Source organism: Streptomyces sp. NPDC006365, from assembly GCF_042870755.1.
In the GTDB taxonomy this organism is placed as follows: Bacteria; Actinomycetota; Actinomycetes; order Streptomycetales; family Streptomycetaceae; genus Streptomyces; species Streptomyces xiangluensis.
On sequence record NZ_JBIAHS010000006.1, the window covers coordinates 321,852 to 337,040 of the forward strand.

Here is a 15,189-nt window from a genome sequence, read left to right on the forward strand (position 1 = left end):
GCTGGTATACGTCGCACTCACCCCCGGGTCCGGCCGGCGGACTCATCACCTGGTTCAACCCGGTCTTCGTAGACGCTCCCTTGATGCCGGGCGAACGGGTGCCTGCGGACGCGGTTCCACATCGATATGGTCGTGGAGTCCGTATCCCCACCCCCCGCCAAGCCAGACCCACCGTGTTTCTCCACCGACGTTGAGGAGTGGGATGTTCGCCAAAGTGCTTGTGGCCAACCGCGGCGAGATCGCGATCCGGGCCTTCCGGGCAGCATTCGAGCTGGGCATCTCCACAGTGGCGGTGTTCCCGCACGAGGATCGCAACTCGCTGCACCGGGCCAAGGCCGACGAGTCGTACCTGATCGGGGAACGCGGGCACCCGGTGCGGGCGTACCTGTCGGTCGACGAGGTGATCAGGGCCGCGCGCAAAGCCGGTGCGGACGCGGTCTACCCCGGCTACGGCTTCCTGTCGGAGAACCCCGACCTGGCCGCCGCCTGCGCGGACGCGGGCATCACGTTCATCGGTCCGCCCGCGCATGTGCTGCACCTGACGGGCAACAAGTCCCGTGCGATCGCGGCGGCCCGCGAGGCCGGGGTCCCGGTCCTGTCGTCGTCGCCGCCGTCCACGGACGTCGAGGCCCTGCTGACCGCGGCCGCCGACGTCGGGTTCCCGCTGTTCGTCAAGGCCGTCGCCGGCGGCGGCGGACGCGGCATGCGGCGGGTCGCCGAGCCCGGAGAGCTGCGCGACGCCATCGAGGCGGCCATGCGGGAGGCTAAGTCCGCCTTCGGGGACGACACCGTGTTCCTGGAGCAGGCCGTGGTGAACCCGCGCCACATCGAGGTGCAGATCCTCGCCGACGGCGTCGGCAACGTCGTCCATCTCTACGAGCGGGACTGCTCGGTGCAGCGCCGACACCAGAAAGTCGTCGAGATCGCCCCGGCTCCGAACCTGGACCCGCGGCTGCGGGAGCGGATCTGCGCCGACGCCGTCGCCTTCGCCCGCCACATCGGCTACGTGAACGCGGGCACGGTCGAGTTCCTGGTCGACGAGCGCGGCAACCACGTGTTCATCGAGATGAACCCCCGGATCCAGGTGGAGCACACGGTGACCGAGCAGGTCACCGACCGGGACCTGGTGATGGCGCAGCTGCGGATCGCGTCCGGCGTCACACTGCCCGAACTCCGCCTCACCCAGGACGACATCGTGCTGTCCGGCGCTGCCCTGCAATGCCGCATCACCACCGAGGACCCCGGCAACGGATTCCGGCCCGACACCGGAACCATCTCCGCGTACCGGTCCCCGGGAGGCCCCGGCGTGCGGCTCGACGGCGGCACCGTCCACACAGGTGCCCAGGTCAGCGCCCACTTCGACTCCATGCTGGTCAAACTGACCTGCTACGGCCACGACTTCCCCAACGCCGCCCGCCGGGCCCGGCGCGCCATCGCCGAGTTCCGTATCCGCGGCGTCTCCACGAACCTGCCCTTCCTGGCCGCCGTCCTCGACGACCCGGACTTCCAGGCCGGGCACGTCACCACCAGCTTCATCGACGAACGCCCCCAGCTGCTGCGGGCCCGGCCCCCGGCCGACCGCGGCAGCCGCATCCTGCACCACCTTGCCGAGACCACCGTCAACAAGCCGCACGGGCCGCGGCCCGCCGTCGTCGAACCCGCCGAAAAGCTCCCCTCCACCAACCTCTCCGATCCACCGCCCCAGGGCTCCCGGCAGCGCCTCGCCGCGCTCGGCCCCGAAGCGTTCGCCGCCGAACTGCGCCGGCACAGCGCGGTCGCAGTCACCGACACCACGTTCCGCGACGCCCACCAGTCGCTGCTGGCGACCCGGGTGCGGACCCGCGACCTGCTCGCCGTGGCGCCGCACGTCGCGCGCACGGCACCACAGTTGCTCAGCCTGGAGTGCTGGGGCGGCGCGACCTACGACGTCGCCCTGCGGTTCCTGGCGGAGGACCCGTGGGAACGGCTCGCGCTGCTGCGCGAGGCGGTGCCGAACATCTGCACGCAGATGCTGCTGCGCGGCCGCAACACCGTCGGCTACACGCCCTACCCGACGGAGGTGACCGACGCGTTCGTCGCCGAGGCCGCCGCGACCGGAATGGACATCTTCCGCATCTTCGACGCGCTCAACGACATCGCACAGATGCGCCCGGCCATCGACGCCGTACGGGCGACCGGGACCGCGGTGGCCGAGGTGGCCCTGTGCTACACCGGCGACCTGTCCGATCCGGCCGAGCAGCTCTACACCCTCGACTACTACCTGCGGCTGGCCGAGCAGATCGTCGAGGCCGGTGCACACGTCCTGGCGATCAAGGACATGGCCGGGCTGCTGCGCCCACCGGCGGCCAGGAAGCTGGTCACCGCGTTGCGGGAACGCTTCGACCTGCCGGTGCACCTGCACACCCATGACACGGCGGGCGGGCAGCTGGCCACCCTGATCGCGGCGATCGACGCCGGAGTGGACGCCGTCGACGCGGCCGTCGCGTCGATGGCGGGCACGACGAGCCAGCCCTCGCTGTCCGCCCTGGTCGCGGCCACCAACCACACCGACCGGGCCACCGGCCTGTCTCTGCAGGCAGTCGGCGACCTCGAGCCCTACTGGGAGGCCGTACGCAAGGTCTACCGGCCGTTCGAGTCCGGGCCGGCCTCGCCCACGGGCCGCGTCTACCACCACGAGATCCCCGGCGGGCAACTGTCCAACCTGCGCCAGCAGGCCATCGCGCTCGGACTCGGGGACCGCTTCGAGCTGATCGAGGACTGCTACGCCGCCGCCGACCGGATGCTGGGCCGGCTGGTGAAGGTCACCCCTTCCTCCAAGGTCGTGGGTGATCTCGCGCTCCACCTGGTCGGTGCAGGAGTCGAGGCGAGCGCCTTCGAGTCCGACCCCGCCAAGTTCGACCTGCCGGACTCGGTGATCGGATTTCTGCGCGGCGAACTCGGCGATCCGCCCGGAGGCTGGCCGGAACCCTTCAGGACCCGCGCCCTCGAAGGCCGGCCCGCGCAGGCGCAGCCGCCGCAGCTTTCCGACGACGACCGGAGCGGGCTGCGCGACGCGCGACGGACCACGCTGAACCGGCTGCTGTTCCCCGGCCCGACCAAGGCGTACGACACACACCGTGAGGCCTATGGCGACACCTCGGTGCTCTCGACCAAGGACTTCTTCTACGGCCTCGAACCCGACACCGAGCACACCGTCACCCTGGAACAGGGCGTGACGCTGCTGATCGAACTGGAGGCGATCTCCGAGGCCGACGAGCGCGGCTACCGGAGCGTGCTGGCCAGCCTGAACGGGCAGCTTCGGCCGGTGTCGGTGCGCGACACCTCGATCGCCACCGACGTCAAGGTCGCCGAGAAGGCCGATCGCGGCGACGACCGCCAGGTCGCCGCGCCCTTCGCCGGTGTAGTCACCCTGCAGGTGGAGGAAGGGGCGTCCGTCGAGACCGGGCAGACCGTCGCCACCATCGAGGCCATGAAGATGGAGGCCGCCATCACCGCCCAACGCGACGGCACGGTCGCCCGGCTGGCGATCGGCTCCATCCAGCAGGTCGAGGGCGGCGACCTCCTGCTCGAGATCCGCTGAGGTCTCGCGTCACACGCCGGGCCTTCAGGAAGCCCGTCCATGCAGAAAGCCGGTAGGCATGCGCTGGAACTAGACCTTCACCGTCGCGGACACCTGATTGCGGTCGATCGATCACCTCGGGCCCGTCAAGTCGGCGGCCGAGTAGGCACGTACTGTCTTACGAGTCCCTTACGCGGCCGCATCAGGTGACGTGACGCGCCTACGTTCGCAGGCATGTCAACCATCCGAAGCACCGCCCTCGTCACCGCCGCCCCTCTCCTTCTCGCCGCGGCGGGCATCGCGCATCCACACGGGCTGTCCAGGTCGACGGCCGCCGACTGGGCCCACTTGCACATCGCACTGCTGCCGGTCTTTCCACTGCTCACGATCGGTCTCCTGGTCCCGCTGTGGCATCGGCCCCGACTCGACCTCGCGGGCGTCGCCACAGTGGTGGCGTGGGTGGGGGCCTTCGTCTACGCGGCCTTCTACACCGGTCTCGACGCGGTCGCCGGCATCGCGGCCGGAACCGCGGTCGAGCACGCGGCCGGCACAGCGGCCCTCGGGCCGGTCAAACGCCCGCTCTACGACACGGGCGAGGCACTCGGGCAAGCCGGTGCCTACGCCCTCATCGCAGCCGTCGTGGCCACGGCCGTCGCGCTGCTCCCAAGGCACGGCGCCCGTATCCTTCCCGGCACGATCGTGCTCCTCGTGGCCGGCTGGTCCTTCGTCGACAGCCACATCTTCTGGCCACGCGGCGTGTGGACGATGCTCGGCCTCGCCCTGGGCTTCGCGCTGCTCGCCTGGGGGGCTGGGAGGAGCGCTTCCAGTACTCGAGTGTCGCTGAAGTAACCGCTGTGCGGCCGGACTCGGCCTGGCCGCACAGCGATGCACCGGAATCGTCGTCGGTGATCTTCTTCCCGACCCAGGGCAGCGGGTTGTACTTGCCTTGGGTGCGGGTCGCGACGATGTCCGGAGACAGAGCCTTCTGACCGTCAACCGTCACCGTGCTGTATTCATCCAGGGTGGTGTTCGACTCGGTCCCGGAGAGCAGACAGGTGCCGACCCCGCCCAGTGCGACCGCGACGACGGCACCGCCGACCGCACCGACGAGGAACCTGCTGCGCTGCATCACGTACGTACTCCTGAAGTCCAGCTGTCCGGGGAGGGCGGTCGCTCCACTGTCGCCCGCGGGCACGGGCGCGCCCCCACCTCGGCCGAACGGTCACAATGCCATGTCCCGGAGCCGGGCTCCTCGGCCGTTCGGCCGATCCCCGGGGTCGGCGGCCTCGCCTACGGTGACCGCATGAAATCCGTTTCAGCCCAGGGCTGTGCCCGCGGCTTCGGCTTCGGCGCGCTGCTCGGGTTGTGTGTCCTCGACTTCGCCGCGGTGAGTTCCGAGGGGCCCGACGTCTGGCCGACCGCCGTCGTGATCGCCGTCGGCCTCTTCGCCCTCCTGTGGCCGGCCGGCCTGCGGCCCGCATGGCTCACCCCTCAGGTCCGCACCACGGTGCCCGCCGTCGTTTCCCTGGCCGGCACGGTCGGGATCTCGCTGGCCGGCGAGCAGCGCGTTTTCGGTCCCGGCGAGATCACGATCATGCTGTGCCTGCTGTTCATCGCCGTACGGCACTGCCCGCCACGCTGGGCCGTGGTGTGCGGCACGCTCGACGCGGTCGCCGGGCTCGCCCTGCCCGTCGGTTATTCCCCCTCGCTGCAGGACGAGGACACACTGGGATACCTGGTGATCGGACTGCTCCTGATCGGCCTGGTCGGCCTGCTCGCGGGCTATCTGCGCTCGCTGGACTTCCGGCGGACGGTCGCGGTGGCCGAGACCCGCCGTGACGAGCGCGTGGCCATCGCCGCCGACCTGCATGACTTCGTCGCCCACCATGTCACCGGGATCCTTGTGCAGACGCAGATGGCGCGCATGATGGCTGACTCCCGGACCTCCCAGACCTCCCGGACCTCCCGGAGCGACGACCTCGACCCGGTCCTGGCCGGTATCGAACGCGCCGCCACCGAGGCCCTGGCCTCCATGCGCCGCACGGTGGGCGTGCTGCGCGACACCGGTCCTGAGGAGATCGCCCACCGGCCGGTGGGCGATCTCGCGGGCATCTCCGGCCTGATCGAGGGGTTCGCGAGCCCGGTCCAGAAGGTCACGCTCGACCGAGACCCGTCCGTCCGCGACGACCTCCTGCACGAGGTGCAGGCGGCCGCCTTCCGGGTCGTCCAGGAGGCCCTGACGAACATACGACGCCATGCGGCCGACGCCACGGAGGTCAGCGTCGGCCTGTGGTGCGAGGACCACCGCCTGATGGCCGCGGTCGCGGACGACGGCCGCGGCGGCACCCAGCTCCCGGCCGCCGCACGCGGTGGCGGCTTCGGCCTCGTCGGCCTGACGGAACGCGTCACCGCCCTGGGCGGCACGCTGTGGGCCGGGCCCCGGGCCGGCTACGGCTGGGAGGTCCGGGCGGCCTTCCCAGTCCGAAAGTCCATCTGAGCGGATGCCCTTGGTGCTTCGTCACGAGTGGGCCGAGGCCGTACGGCGACTGTGGATGGACCGGTTCATCGACTACCTGGCCACCAAGGAGGGCATGGCGGAGGCGTTGAAGGCCGTCGTCGCCTCCGGCGCCGATCCGTTCGCCGAGAGTCTCGACCGGCTCAGCACGGCCATCAGCACAGTGCTGGACGCCGGGGCCAAGGCGGGCGTCCTGCGCTCGGACGTCGATCCTCTCGACGTCGGGTTCGCCCTCGGCGGCATCCTCCTGATCACCAGTGACAAAGAACAACGCGACCGCGCGGGCCGCATGCTCGATCTGCTCCTCGACGGACTTCGGTACCGCGCCGGCTGAACTGGAGACCTCATGCGACTGGGCGTACACATCACCCGCTTCGACCACCCCGACGGCCCGGCAGCTCTGGGCCCCGAACTGGCCGCGACGGGCGCGGCGGCGGAGGCGGCCGGCATCAGCCGACTCTCCGTCATGGACCACTACTTCCAGATGATGGAGGCATAAGGGCTCGAAGCGACGGAGCCCATGCTGGAGGGCTACACCACCCTCGGCCATCTCGCCGCCCACACCTCCACGACCCGACTGGGTCTGCTGGTCACGGGGGTGACATACCGTCATCCCGGCCTGCTGGCCAAGATCGTCGCCACGCTCGACGTACTCTCCGGCGGCCGGGCCTTCCTCGGTGCCGGCGCCGTCTGGTACGAGCGAGAGCACAAGGGCCTGGGTGTGCCGTTCCCGCCGGTCGCCGAGCGCTTCGAGCGGCCGGAGGAGACCCTGCGCATCTGCCGGCAGATGTGGGACCCGGGGAACAACGGCCCCTTCGAGGGCGAGCACTACCAGCTGGCCGAGACGCTGTGCATACCGGCGCCGCTGAGCAGCCCGCAGCCGGAGATCATGATCGGCGGCAGTGGGGAGAAGAAGACCCTGCGGCTCGTCGCCCAGTACGCGGACGCCTGCAACCTCTTCGCCTCCGACACCGACGAACTCGCGTACAAACTGGGGGTGTTGCGCGGTCACTGCGAGGCCGTCGGCCGCGATTACGCCGCCATTCACAAGACCGTCCTCTACATGGATCCCAGCGGAAACCTCGAGGGCCTCCCCGCGGCCATGGCCGAATACGCCAAGCACGGTGTCGACGAGGCCATCGTCGCGCCGCCGGTCGCCGCCCCGGCTCAGTGGATCGAGCACCATGCCGCACCGGCGGCACGGGCGCTGGCCGAGCTGGGCTGACGGGCCCTTCACCGGCTCAGATTCTCCGGCTCAGATTCTCCGGCTCGGTTTCCCGGGCTCAGGTTCTCGAACAGGACCATCCCGGCCGCGGTGTTCGACGCGGGCACGTGGTACGTCTCGTGCACGCGTCGGATCCGGGGTCCCAGCGCGCCGCGCATGATCAGCCACATGATCAACTCGATGCCCTCGGAGCCGGCCTCGCGGATGTACTCCTCGCGCGTCAGCGCGGCCAGCTTCTCCGGGTCGTGCTCGATCGCGTCGAGGTACATCCGGTCGAAGTCCTGGTTGATCAACCCCGCGCGGGCGCCCGCGAGTTGATGCGACATGCCGCCGGTGCCGAAGACGGCGACCCTGAGGTCCTCGGGGAAGGAGCGGATCGCCTCGCCGAGCGCGTGGCCGAGGGCCAGGCAGCGTGCGGCGGTGGGTTGCGGGTACTGGATGACGTTCACCAGGAGGGGCACCACCGCGCACGGCCAGCGTTCGCCGGGGTCGGGGCAGTACACCGACAGTGGAACGGTCAGACCGTGGTCGACGTCCAGTTCCTGATAGACCGTCAAATCGAAAGAGGCGTCGATCAGGCTCTCGACGAGATGGTCGGAGAACTCGGGGTTGCCGATGACCGACGGCACGGGGCGGCTGCCCCACCCCTCGTCGGCCACTCGGTACGACTCGGCCGTCCCGAGCGCGAAGGTCGGGGTGACGCTCATGTCGAGGGCGTTGGCATGGTCGTTGTAGATGACGACCGCGATGTCGGGGGTGTGCTCGGCCATCCACTCCCGCGCCGGCCCGTACCCGTCGAACAGCGGCTTCCAGTACGGGTCCTGGGTCTTCCCGTGGTCCATGGCCGCACCGATCGACGGCACATGCGAGGTGGCCAGACCCCAGATCACCTCAGCCAAAGTTCCGCCCTCCCGCTTTGAGCGCCTCCGCGAACTCCTCGGTGGTCATGCCGGTGAAGACCCCACCGAGGTACTGCATGGACTTCTGGTCGACCATGGCGAGCTTGAAGACATAGAAGATGGAGCCGCCCAGCTCCATCATCCGGTTCCAGTCCCGCCGCAGGACGGCGTCCCGTTGTTCGGCCGTGAGCCCGTACGCGTCGCAGTACGCGGCTTGGTCGGCCTTGAACTTCTCCCGGCTCCCGGCGTCCTTGAGGGACCCGCAGAGCCGGTTCAGCGCTCGGCCGCGGCGGCTCTCGGCGGCGTCGAAGACGTACGTGCCGGGGACCTGGGGTGTGCTGCTGGACATACCGTTCCTCTCCTCTCCTGTGCGGGCGCCGTCAGTGCAGGAGTCCGCCGCCGTCGCAGACGAACGTCTGGCCGGTGACCAACTCCGCGTCCGGTGAGGCGAGATACGAGACGAGCCCCGCGAAATGCTCCGGGGTGACGAACTCCTTGATCGCCTGCTGGCGCATGGTCGCGGCGAACACCTCGTCGCCGGAGTGCGCCCGGGTGCCCGGCGTGGCCACCTGCGCGGGCGCCACCGCGTTGACCGTGATCCGGTGCTCGCCCAGTTCGCGCGCCATCACCCGGGTCATGCCGATGAGCGCGCCCTTGCTGGCGACGTACGCGATCTGGCCCGGCGACCCCGTGAAGAAGGTGCGGGACGCGACATTGACCACCCGTCCGCGGTACGGGCTCTTGCTCAGCCAGGGCACGCACGCCTGGACCATCAACAGCGGGCCGACGGCGTTGACGTCGAAGAATCGGTGCAGTTCCCGCGGGGTTGTCTCGAGCAGTGGTGCGCGGCCGGAGAGCAGGCCGGCGTTGTTCACCAGTACGTCGATGCCGCCGTACGCCTCGGTGATCTCGCCCACGGCCCGGCGGGTCGCGGCCGGGTCGCTGATGTCGCAGTGCCACGGCCGCACGCCGGCAGCCTCGCCGCTGCCGTCCGGGTCCGGTTCGGCGATGTCGAGTGCGGCGACCGTGAATCCGTCCCTCGCCAGCCGGCGGGCGATGGCCTGCCCGAGGCCGCCCGCGGCGCCCGTCACCACGGCGACCCGTCGGACGTCCCCGCTGTCCTGGCCGGTCAAGGCGCTTTCTCCTGCGGATGGGTGGCGAGCGCCTCGACGGTGATGTCCATCCACTTCCACATCGGCAGAGAGGCGAGCGCGTCATGCAGCTCCGCCGGGTCGGCGGCCTCGTACAGGCCGATCGTGGCGTTGCGGCCCGGAACTCGCCACAGCCGCTTGAGGATGCCCGCCTCCCTGAGCTGCATGGCGCGTTCGCGCTCGCCCTTGCGCAGGGACTCGCGTACGTCGTCGGGGGTGTCCGGGGGAAGGAGGTTCTCGGTGCGCACGAGGAATTCCATGGGGCGTCCCATCTCGGGTCAGGCTGCCGCGATGTCCAGCAACAGTTCGGCCAGTCGGCCGGGGGCGGTGACCATGGCCTCGTGACCGGTCGCGATCTCGTGGACCGGCCAGCCGCGGGCCGCGGCCCGTTCGGCGTGCGGGGTGAACACCCGCATCCAGTCGGTGCATTCGATGAAGACGCCGGGGACCTGGTCGGCCTTGCCGGTCAGCCGGAGCGGCTCGGTGTAGGTCAGCCACGGGTGTGGGGTCAGCCGGGGGGCGAGCCAGTCCAGGTCCGACTGTTCCTCGACGCCGAGCACGCTCAGCGAGCGCACCGGGACGAGCCAGCCGAAGCCGGGCCCGGCCACGGACTCCCGGTAGTGTCCGGCGATGCGCTCGGGAAGCAGGTCGATCGCCGCGTCCCCGTCGTCGCCCACGAAGGCATCGAGGTGAACGCGCTTGGCCAGCCGGTCGGGGATGCGGTCCGCGACCCCGGTGATGACCTGGCCCGCGTAACTGTGCCCGACGAGTACGACGTCCCGGGCGTCGTGGGCCTCGATCAGTGCCACGACGTCCTCGATGTGCGTGCTGAGCCCGACCTGCGGGCTGAGCAGATGGGCGCGGTCGCTCACCCCGGTCAGCGTGGGGGAGTGCACTTCGTGCCCGGCCGCACGCAGCAGCGGTGTGACGTGCTGCCACACCCACCCGCCGTGCCAGGCGCCGTGGAGGAGTACGAAGACGTGGCGGCCGCTCATACGGACGCCCTGCTGCGAGGGATGCGGGCGCCCTGCTGTTGCTCTTCCTGTTCACGCTGCTCGCGGGCCAGCATCTTCGCCACCGCGCGGCGTCCGCGGAGGGCGGCCAGGTCGGACTTGATGCTGGACTCGGCATTGCCGCCCGGGTCGGTGGCGTACATGACCTCCTGCGCCTCCAGGGCGTCGACGTCCTCCTGCATCACGGCGAGCTGCTGCTCATGCTGGAACTTCGTGAGTTCCTGGTCGTCGATGAGGTAGTCGCGGCCCAGTGCGTAGAAGTCGTGCGTCTCGTTGCCGCGTCCCGGTGTCAGCCCGTACAGCACCTTCATGTGGAAGCCCTCCGGCTCCTCGGTACCGGTGGCCGCGACGCGGATGTTGAGGACGAAGATGCCTGGCGGGTAGAAGTCGCCGTCCTGCCAGCGGTCCACCGGAGAGGTCAGCCCGCACGATTTCTCGTAGAACGGAGGGGCCTCGATGCCGACCATGCGGCGGCTGAAGCTGACCCGGTCCCCGTCCACGGTGACGTCGATGGGGGTGGCGGCGACGGCGGCGTTGCCGATGCTCGTCGGGTGCAGGAACGTCTCGTGGGTGAGGTCGAGCAGATTCTCCAGGAGCAGCATGTGCCGTGCCTTCAACGGGACCACACCGTGTACGTGCGTCCAGTCCGGGTCGGTGAGCCACGAGGTGTCGGGCAGCAGGCTCTCGTCGGCAAGGTCCGGGTCACCGGGCCAGATCCAGATCGCGCCCTCCCGCTCGACCAGCGGGAACCGGCGCAGCGCCGCCTTGGGCCGGTCGGCCTGCTCGGCGACCCCGACGCATACGCCCTGTCCGTCGAAGCGGTAGCCGTGGTAGTCGCACTGTAGGGTGCCGTCGCCGTCCAAGTGGCCCAAGGACAAGGGGTACTTGCGGTGGGGGCAGCGGTCCTCGACGGCGGTGACGGTCTGGTCGGGGAGGCGGTAGAAGCAGACCGGGATGTCCGTGATCCAGCGCTGCTTGAGTGTCCGGCCGATCTCGTCGGACCAGGCTCCCAGGTACCAGCCGTTGCGCACGTGCTGTGTCAGTGTCATGGCGGTCCTTCCTTGGGCAGAACACCGAGTGACGGTGTGTCAGAGTCGTGGGGTCATAGGTCCAGCACGAGGCGGCCGCCCCGCGCGCGGGAGACGCAGATCAGCATCGTGTCGTTCGCGGCCCGCTCGTCCTCGGTGAGCAGTGAGTCGCGGTGATCGACCTCGCCGTCCAGGACGGGGGTCTCGCACGAGCCGCAGATGCCCTCCTCGCAGGAGGACAGGACCGGGACGCCCGCCTGTTCCACCGCCGCGAGGACCGACAGCTCCGCCGGCACGGTCAGCGTCACCCCGGACGCCCGCAGCTCCACCTCGATGGGCTGCTCGGCCGCACCTTCGGCGGTCCCCGGTACGGCCGCCGCGGCGAACCGCTCGACGTTCAGGGACCCGGACGGCCGGCCCGCGCAGTACGCCTCGACCGCGTCGATGAGCCCCGCCGGGCCGCAGCAGTACACCAGGGCGGTCGGGTCGGGACCGCCGAGGAAGCCGGCGAGGTCGAGCAGTCCGTACCGGTCCTGCGGCCGTACGGACACCCGCTCGCCGTAGCCCTCCAGTTCCGGCAGGAAGGCCATGGAACCGTGGGTCCGGCCGCCGTAGAGCAGGGACCACTCGGCCCCCGCGGCCTCTGCCTCGGCGATCATCGGGAGCAGGGGGGTGATGCCGATGCCTCCGGCGACGAACAGGTACCGGGCCGCGGGCCGCAGGGGGAAGTTGTTGCGCGGGCCGCGCACCTGGAGTTCGTCGCCCTCGCGGACATGGTCGTGGATCCACTGCGAGCCGCCGCGCCCGTCGGGCTCCCGCAGCACCGCGACACGCCAGCGGTCCGAGTGCCCTGCCGTGTCCACCGGGCCGCACAGCGAGTACTGCCGGGTGACGCCCGTGGGCAGCACGACGTCGATGTGCGCTCCCGGCCGCCAGGGCGGCAGGGAGGCGGCCTCGCCTCCGCCTTCGCCTTCGCTGGAGCCAGGTGCGAGCTCCAGCGATACGACACCCTCCGCCACCGTCTGCCGGGACAGCACGGTGACGGTGCCCTCGAACTCGGCTCCGCGCCTTTCGGAAGCACCGACGGGGCGCGTGTCCGGGGCGGCGGCTGAAGGGCTCGTCACGTTCGTCATCTCCTCGGTACGGTCGGCGGGCGTCGCTCCGGCCGCGGTGGGCGGCGGCACGATCGACGCTAGCGACCAGGGAATGCCCAGGTCATCGCTCGAATGACCGGACCGGGGGCGGCGCAAGGTCGTGGCACGGACTACGTCATCCGTCGCGCTGGGCCGGCGCCCCATCGCCCCGGTCGGGGCCGCGGTGCCTGGTCGAGGTGGATCCGCACCTGGCGGTCGTCGTCGTTCCAGAGAGCTTCCACCACGGCATGCAGCCGCCGGACGTCGATGCGCCACATCGGTGAGCCGTAGCGGTCGTCACGCGTGATGCCGCCCTGCGGTACGGCGTCGGCCAACAGGCCCCGGCGATCGGACGTACGGACCGCTTCGCCTGCCTCGTCCGCGAACTCCACGTAGAGGGATGTGTCGCGGAAGGGCACCCAGATGTGCGTGGCCCCACGGTCACTCGTCCCGCTTCGCGCCGTCATGCCAGTACAGCCGTCGGACGGGGTGGAGGTGTCGAGGGTCATCGGGGCTCCTTGGGGTCGAGTGAGGAATCGACGGATCAATGAGGAATCGAGTGAGAGGGCGGGACCGAATGAGGTCGACTCCGTCGCCGAGACCGCCGTTCAGTACGTCTCGCGCTCGGCCGTCACGATCGGTCGCCCGCGGCGGAGTCCTGGGCGGTCTTCCTGGCCCAGGCGATCTCGAGCTTGCCGGTCGGGGTGCGCGGCAGGGTCTCCGTCAGGACGACGGAGCGCGGCACCTTGTAGCCGGCGAGGCTGCGCCGTACCCAGTCGCGCAGTTCATCGACGGTGGCGGTCGCGCCCGGCGGGACCGCCACGACGGCCGCCACCCGTTCTCCCCAGGTCTCGTCGGGGATGCCCACGACGACGCAGTCGGTCACCGCGGGGTGCGTCAGCAGGACGTTCTCCACCTCCTGGGGGTGTACCTTCTCGCCGCCGGTGTTGATCACGCCCGAGCCGCGGCCGAGGAACCGGATCGCGCCGTCGGCCTCGATCCGGGCGAGATCGCCGGGGATCGCGTACCGGACCCCTTCGATGGTGCGGAACGTCGTCGCGCTCTTCTCCGTGTCCTTGTAGTAGCCGAGCGGCATGGGGCCGCAGTAGGCGAGATGCCCGGCCTCGTCACTGCCCGGTTCGACGAAGCGGTCGTCGGTGCCGATCACCCGCGTCGCGGGCACGGGGAAGAAGCGCGCGGGCAGATCTCGTACGGACGAGGTCATCGCGAAGGCGAACGGGCCCCCTTCGCTCGACGCGATGGCGTCGATGACCGTGACCTCGGCGCGTTCGTGCAGGGCCTGCTTGAGCGGATCGCTGAGAGCGGTGCCGGAGCTGAGGATTCCGCGTACGGAGGTCAAGTCATGCGGCGTTCCGGCCTGTTCCGCGCGGACGAGTTCGTCGACGAGCGGCCGGCATACGGCGTTGCCGGCAACGATGACCGTGTCGACCCGCTGCTCGGCGATCGTGTGCCAGACGTGCTCCGGATCGAGACCGCCTGGCCGCGCGGTGACCGCCCGGCCGCCCACCATCAGCGCGCCCATGGTGTTGAACAGCCCGGTGGCGTGCATCAGCGGCACCACGGGCATGGTCGTCGGGGCGCGGCCCTCGCGGTGTGCCTCGACCGCGATGGCCACGACCTCGTCGAGGGTCGCGGGGAGTTCTTTGACACCGAGCGGGTGGAAGATCGGGACCACGAGGGAGTGCAGCAGATCGCTCTGCCGCCATACGACGCCCTTCGGCTTGCCCGTGGTCCCGCCGGTGTACATGAAGAGGCGGTCCGATCCGGGGCGCTGCTGCGGCTCGCGCGGTGCGTGCGCCGCCAGCAGGTCCTCCAGTTCGGGTACGGCCGGTCCGGTCGGGCCGTCGGCATGTGTCTCACCTGCCCTGACCAGCAGTTTCAGCGTGGGCACATGCTGCGCCGCATGCGTGACCCGGTCGGCCAGGGTGCCGCTGAAGACGAGTGCCGCCGCGTCGGCGTCGGTGAGGAGTTCGGAGAGTTCCTCGCCGGTGTAGCGGTAGTTGGCGTTCACCGGCACGGCACCGAGCTTGAAGGCGGCGAAGACCGTCTCCAGGTAGGCGGCGCCGTTGTAGAGGTAACAGGCCACGGTGTCGCCCTCGCGTACCCCGGCCACCTCCAGCGCGGTGGCCATCCGTGACGCGCGCTCGTCGAACTCCCGGTAGGTGGTCTCACGACCGGGTTCCGCGACGGCGACGGCATCGGGCAGCGCACGGGAGACCGCCTCCCAGATCGTGCCGATGGACACGTCCATTTCCTCAGACCTCCTTGTCTTCGGGGGCTTCGGGGCTCGGACAGACCGCGTGGCCGGACACGCCTCATGTGCGGCCCCGTGGTCCCGGAGCGCGGGGGTCCGGTGGATCCACGGGGCGCCCTCCTCAAGGTAGGCAGGTGTCGTCCGCCGCGGGAACGCGAGCAATGACGCGACCGGCTCGGCGCTTCGACCGGGCGGTGAACAGGTCGAATGACGTAGGCCCGGTCCGAATTCGCCGGGCTACGATGCTTGGGCCGACCGCGACTCGCCTCGGTCCGCTCGCCAGCCCGCCCCTTCGTCGATGTGTCGACATGGTGCAGTGTGCAATGGCCTTCGCAATGGTCTTCGGGGCGGGTTCGTCGCTCGTCGATGATGACGATGGTGAGGAGATGGA

15 protein-coding genes are annotated in these 15,189 nt (G+C 70.3%); 6 read left to right on the forward strand and 9 right to left on the reverse strand.

Annotated elements, in window-relative coordinates; genetic code table 11:
• Window positions 1-202: 202 nt before the first annotated feature.
• The 6 genes from ACFYO0_RS19725 (at window position 203) to ACFYO0_RS19750 (ending at window position 7,299) form a co-directional block, all read left to right on the forward strand.
• Window positions 203-3,580: a pyruvate carboxylase gene (locus tag ACFYO0_RS19725; protein ID WP_388677281.1), complete on the forward strand. Its 3,378-nt coding sequence runs from the start codon at window positions 203-205 to the stop codon at window positions 3,578-3,580.
• 213 nt (window positions 3,581-3,793) lie between these two features.
• Complete coding sequence (locus ACFYO0_RS19730) at window positions 3,794-4,408, forward strand: hypothetical protein (protein WP_388677284.1); 615 nt, start codon at window positions 3,794-3,796, stop codon at window positions 4,406-4,408.
• Window positions 4,409-4,862: 454 nt separating this feature from the next.
• Window positions 4,863-6,056 (forward strand): sensor histidine kinase, encoded by a 1,194-nt coding sequence (locus ACFYO0_RS19735; protein WP_388677287.1) that lies wholly within the window; start codon window positions 4,863-4,865, stop codon window positions 6,054-6,056.
• Window positions 6,057-6,069: 13 nt separating this feature from the next.
• On the forward strand, window positions 6,070-6,408 hold the full coding sequence (locus tag ACFYO0_RS19740) for a TetR/AcrR family transcriptional regulator (protein ID WP_388677289.1): 339 nt from the start codon (window positions 6,070-6,072) through the stop codon (window positions 6,406-6,408).
• A 12-nt stretch (window positions 6,409-6,420) separates the two neighbouring features.
• Window positions 6,421-6,573, forward strand: coding sequence for a hypothetical protein (locus tag ACFYO0_RS19745; protein ID WP_388677292.1), 153 nt, complete (start codon window positions 6,421-6,423; stop codon window positions 6,571-6,573).
• A 21-nt stretch (window positions 6,574-6,594) separates the two neighbouring features.
• Window positions 6,595-7,299, forward strand: coding sequence for an LLM class F420-dependent oxidoreductase (locus ACFYO0_RS19750; RefSeq protein ID WP_388677294.1), 705 nt, complete (start codon window positions 6,595-6,597; stop codon window positions 7,297-7,299).
• Window positions 7,300-7,307: 8 nt separating this feature from the next.
• Here the strand turns inward: ACFYO0_RS19750 and ACFYO0_RS19755 are convergent, their stop codons facing one another.
• The 9 genes from ACFYO0_RS19755 to ACFYO0_RS19795 all read right to left on the reverse strand — a co-directional run bounded on the left by ACFYO0_RS19755 (window position 7,308) and on the right by ACFYO0_RS19795 (window position 14,795).
• Window positions 7,308-8,189 carry a class III extradiol dioxygenase subunit beta gene (locus tag ACFYO0_RS19755; protein WP_388677616.1) on the reverse strand — a complete coding sequence of 294 codons (882 nt, stop codon included), beginning with the start codon at window positions 8,187-8,189 and terminating at the stop codon, window positions 7,308-7,310.
• Between the two features lies 1 nt (window position 8,190).
• Complete coding sequence (gene ligA / locus ACFYO0_RS19760; RefSeq protein WP_388677297.1) at window positions 8,191-8,547, reverse strand: protocatechuate 4,5-dioxygenase subunit alpha; 357 nt, start codon at window positions 8,545-8,547, stop codon at window positions 8,191-8,193.
• A gap of 31 nt (window positions 8,548-8,578) precedes the next feature.
• Window positions 8,579-9,331, reverse strand: a complete 753-nt coding sequence (locus ACFYO0_RS19765) for an SDR family NAD(P)-dependent oxidoreductase (protein WP_388677300.1) — start codon at window positions 9,329-9,331, stop codon at window positions 8,579-8,581.
• Entirely contained in the window at window positions 9,328-9,609 is a 282-nt protein-coding gene (locus ACFYO0_RS19770; RefSeq protein ID WP_165338486.1) for a muconolactone Delta-isomerase family protein, read from the reverse strand. Before ACFYO0_RS19770 ends, ACFYO0_RS19765 begins: the two co-directional genes overlap by 4 nt.
• A gap of 18 nt (window positions 9,610-9,627) precedes the next feature.
• Window positions 9,628-10,344, reverse strand: coding sequence for an alpha/beta fold hydrolase (locus ACFYO0_RS19775; RefSeq protein ID WP_388677303.1), 717 nt, complete (start codon window positions 10,342-10,344; stop codon window positions 9,628-9,630).
• Window positions 10,341-11,411, reverse strand: a complete 1,071-nt coding sequence (locus ACFYO0_RS19780) for a Rieske 2Fe-2S domain-containing protein (RefSeq protein ID WP_388677306.1) — start codon at window positions 11,409-11,411, stop codon at window positions 10,341-10,343. The genes ACFYO0_RS19775 and ACFYO0_RS19780 overlap by 4 nt, the downstream gene beginning before the upstream one ends.
• 53 nt (window positions 11,412-11,464) lie before the next feature.
• Complete coding sequence (locus ACFYO0_RS19785) at window positions 11,465-12,523, reverse strand: PDR/VanB family oxidoreductase (RefSeq protein WP_388677309.1); 1,059 nt, start codon at window positions 12,521-12,523, stop codon at window positions 11,465-11,467.
• Window positions 12,524-12,654: 131 nt separating this feature from the next.
• Entirely contained in the window at window positions 12,655-13,032 is a 378-nt protein-coding gene (locus ACFYO0_RS19790) for a hypothetical protein (RefSeq protein ID WP_388677311.1), read from the reverse strand.
• Between the two features lie 122 nt (window positions 13,033-13,154).
• Window positions 13,155-14,795: an AMP-binding protein gene (locus tag ACFYO0_RS19795; RefSeq protein ID WP_388677314.1), complete on the reverse strand. Its 1,641-nt coding sequence runs from the start codon at window positions 14,793-14,795 to the stop codon at window positions 13,155-13,157.
• Between the last annotated feature and the right edge of the window lie 394 nt (window positions 14,796-15,189).

What these genes read in the sequence shown, in the direction of transcription:
- ACFYO0_RS19725 (WP_388677281.1), top strand. Translation starts at nt 203, where the DNA reads ATGTTCGCCAAAGTGCTTGTGGCCAACCGCGGCGAGATCGCGATCCGG.
- ACFYO0_RS19795 (WP_388677314.1), bottom strand. Translation starts at nt 14,795, where the DNA reads ATGGACGTGTCCATCGGCACGATCTGGGAGGCGGTCTCCCGTGCGCTG.
- ACFYO0_RS19770 (WP_165338486.1), bottom strand. Translation starts at nt 9,609, where the DNA reads ATGGAATTCCTCGTGCGCACCGAGAACCTCCTTCCCCCGGACACCCCC.
- ACFYO0_RS19730 (WP_388677284.1), top strand. Translation starts at nt 3,794, where the DNA reads ATGTCAACCATCCGAAGCACCGCCCTCGTCACCGCCGCCCCTCTCCTT.
- ACFYO0_RS19775 (WP_388677303.1), bottom strand. Translation starts at nt 10,344, where the DNA reads ATGAGCGGCCGCCACGTCTTCGTACTCCTCCACGGCGCCTGGCACGGC.
- ACFYO0_RS19745 (WP_388677292.1), top strand. Translation starts at nt 6,421, where the DNA reads ATGCGACTGGGCGTACACATCACCCGCTTCGACCACCCCGACGGCCCG.
- ACFYO0_RS19735 (WP_388677287.1), top strand. Translation starts at nt 4,863, where the DNA reads ATGAAATCCGTTTCAGCCCAGGGCTGTGCCCGCGGCTTCGGCTTCGGC.
- ligA (WP_388677297.1), bottom strand. Translation starts at nt 8,547, where the DNA reads ATGTCCAGCAGCACACCCCAGGTCCCCGGCACGTACGTCTTCGACGCC.
- ACFYO0_RS19790 (WP_388677311.1), bottom strand. Translation starts at nt 13,032, where the DNA reads ATGACCCTCGACACCTCCACCCCGTCCGACGGCTGTACTGGCATGACG.
- ACFYO0_RS19785 (WP_388677309.1), bottom strand. Translation starts at nt 12,523, where the DNA reads ATGACGAACGTGACGAGCCCTTCAGCCGCCGCCCCGGACACGCGCCCC.
- ACFYO0_RS19750 (WP_388677294.1), top strand. Translation starts at nt 6,595, where the DNA reads ATGCTGGAGGGCTACACCACCCTCGGCCATCTCGCCGCCCACACCTCC.
- ACFYO0_RS19780 (WP_388677306.1), bottom strand. Translation starts at nt 11,411, where the DNA reads ATGACACTGACACAGCACGTGCGCAACGGCTGGTACCTGGGAGCCTGG.